We start from the raw sequence: 2,930 nt of genomic DNA, 5'->3' as shown, positions 1-2,930 counted from the left end.
CAGAGATTGTCAGAAAAAGAAAATTATCTGGTCTTTTTAGAAATAACACCTGTAATGATTAAAGAATCTTTCTCCATCTTCCTCAAATGATAAAAAAATTTGCCTGTTTGAATTTTCCCTTTACATTTGTGCTACGAATTTTAATTTCATAACACGATGCAGGTAAAACGTTTTGGTGTTTCGCTGGAAGAAGATTTGTTGAAAAAGCTGGATAATCTGGTTAAAGACCTCAAATTCCCGAACCGTTCCCAAGCCATCCGCTACCTGATACAAAAACAAATAGTTGATAAAAAATGGGACAGTGATGAGGAGGTAGCCGGTGCCATTGTACTGGTGTACGACCATCATAAAAGAGATTTACAGAACCAGTCCACTTCACTTCAGCACGATTTTCACGACATTATTCTGGCTGTGCAACATGTCCACCTGAATCACGACAACTGCCTCGAAACCATTACTTTAAAAGGGAAAGCCTCTCAACTCAAAGAACTTGCCGACCGCCTCATTGCCATCAAAGGCATCAAGCATGGCGAACTGGTCATTACCAATCCTGAATAATTTTTTTACACTATGGGTAACACGATTTTCAATATAGTAACATTAACAATTAAAATTAAAAGGTATGACTTCATTTAAAACAATCATCATTGCAGTCATTACTGCAATTTTAAGCTTTTACTCTGCCAGCATATTGGCTCAGGAGATCAAAGACACGCTGATTTTAAAAGAAACAGTGGTTACGGGTTCGCGTACAGCCCAGCTTCAGGGGAGCATTACCCAGAAGATAGAAGTATTGTCAAAAAAAGAAATAGAGGCTACCGTGGCCTTCAATCGTAACATAGCTGATGTGCTGTTTAACCGCCCCGGGAATTCTGTTTCTGTTTTGTCAAGGAATGATGCCAACTGGGGTACATTTGGCGGTATCGGGCCAAAATACAGCACCTTCATGCTTCAGGGCTTACCCATTGACGCTTTTATTGACCCGATGACACTTGATTTGTCGGCCATTGACAGGATAGAAATACAGAGAGGCCCGGCATCTGTTATTTATTCCAACTACCTTTCACAGGATTTTGCAGGAAATCAAAGTCCGCTGGCCGGGACCGTAAATCTGATATTAAAGGAAAAATTCACTGCACCTTCCACCCGCTTTGCTTCCTCCTATGGCTCATACAACACCTTCAACAACCAGTTTTATCATCAGAATGTATCAAATGGAATAAATTACTATTTCGGACTAAATAATGAAATCTCTGACTATACTGATTACGGCATTCCCAATTCATGGCTCAACATGAAAAAAAATCCGGAATACAGGAAAACAAAAGCATTCGGAGGGCTGACCTGGTTTTCCGATGATCAAAATCAGAAATTTACTCTGTTTATCAATAAAACCTTTCACAAGGGTGATGCCGGCAGGGTTTACCGTGGATTTGACCATAATTACGGAATAGTGAATGCCGGATATACCCTTAAATTCAATAATAATATTACCTTTCAGGCTCATGCAGGATGGAGAAATTACGACAGAAGCTGGCAGGAAAGCCACTTCAACATCATCGACAGCCTTGATTCAGAAAACGGAGTGATACAGAATATCATACCTGCCGATGCCCAGATTAATATTAAACATGGTGAAAAAAATAATCTCACAGCAGGAATTGATTATCAGGGAGCTGAGTATTATACATGGTCTGATCCATTACAGGGTTTCCGCTCCTATGGAAATAAATCAAGGGCATGGCAATCAGGATTTTATGTACAGGAAGAAGCACATTTTGGTAAGTTGATCGCCCGGGGAGGTATCCGATACAATTTTACAAAAACCAACATCGCCCTCATCAATGGCGGAGCACCGGGAGAACCCTCAAAAGTCTGGTCAAAACTGCTGTACAGTGCAGGTTTACGCTACAATGCCTCGAAAAAAGTTTCCTTGTTTGCCAATGCCGGAACAAGCTTTATGACACCGGGACTTAAATCTGTTGGCGGAACGATTAAAACGGGTGATACCCTTCACAGCGGCCAGTTACCCAATCCCGACCTGAAACCGGAATCCGGCTTTGGTATAGATTTCGGTGCCGACCTTGCCCTGATGGAAAATTTCGTCTTATCGGCACGATTATTCAATTTGCAGGTAACAGATGCCATTATCGACAATGTGGTTCGCCAGAACCCTTCGCAGTCACAGTCCATCAATGCAGGAAAAACAAATTCAAAAGGTGGAGAACTGGAACTGAAGATTAAAATGAAAAACTACCTGGAGGCCTTCGCCAATCTTACATATATGAAAACCGTTGTCAACAATGAATTTGATGCGGATCAGGATGGCGGAACCGTTCCCTTTTCTCCCGAATTAATCATCAACGCAGGGGCAAGTTTCACTGCTCCTTTCGGACTGCAGATTACCCCCATGCTGAATTACAACGGTGGTTACTATGACAACACCTCCATTTCGTCAAGAAATGAATTTGTTCCCGGAATCTTGCTAAATGTGTTCGTTTCTCAGGAAATCCTGAAAAATGATAAAAGCAAAGTCAGCCTGTTCGGACAGTTTTACAACATCACTGACAATGAATATGAAATGCCCTGGCAGTTTAAAAACACAGGATTTTCATTTCAGGCAGGCTTAAATGCTGAATTTTAATCAGATAAATGATCAAAACCGTAAATATTCTCATAGGGCTATCCTGCTTGTTATTGATGTTTTCCTGCAGGAAAACAGCAGACAGGCAGGATAATATTATAGCCCAAGCCATTGAGGTAAGCGATTTCAGAGGAAAAACCATCAGTTTGAATAAACCGGCTGAACGGATTGTCTGCCTGATTGAGAGTGCCCTCTCCGGCCTTTATATGCTTGGAGCTGAAAATCAGGTGATTGGAATTTCAACAAATGTTTACACCGATAAAATATTTGAACAATACTCGCTGAT

The 2,930-nt window shown here is 41.1% G+C and carries 3 protein-coding genes; all 3 read left to right on the top strand.

The window, feature by feature from the left end; genetic code table 11:
- Positions 1 to 156: 156 nt before the first annotated feature.
- Entirely contained in the window at positions 157 to 558 is a 402-nt protein-coding gene (gene nikR, locus GX437_11045; protein NLJ08197.1) for a nickel-responsive transcriptional regulator NikR, read from the top strand.
- A gap of 64 nt (positions 559 to 622) precedes the next feature.
- Complete coding sequence (locus GX437_11040) at positions 623 to 2,644, top strand: TonB-dependent receptor (protein ID NLJ08196.1); 2,022 nt, start codon at positions 623 to 625, stop codon at positions 2,642 to 2,644.
- Positions 2,645 to 2,652: 8 nt separating this feature from the next.
- The coding region (locus GX437_11035) for an ABC transporter substrate-binding protein (protein NLJ08195.1) at positions 2,653 to 2,930 on the top strand (278 nt) is incomplete at its 3' end.

The organism is Sphingobacteriales bacterium, assembly GCA_012517435.1.
In the GTDB taxonomy this organism is placed as follows: Bacteria; Bacteroidota; Bacteroidia; order CAILMK01; family JAAYUY01; genus JAAYUY01.
The sequence above is the reverse complement of the archived record's forward strand: the minus strand, read 5'-3'. Positions and strand labels throughout refer to the sequence as shown.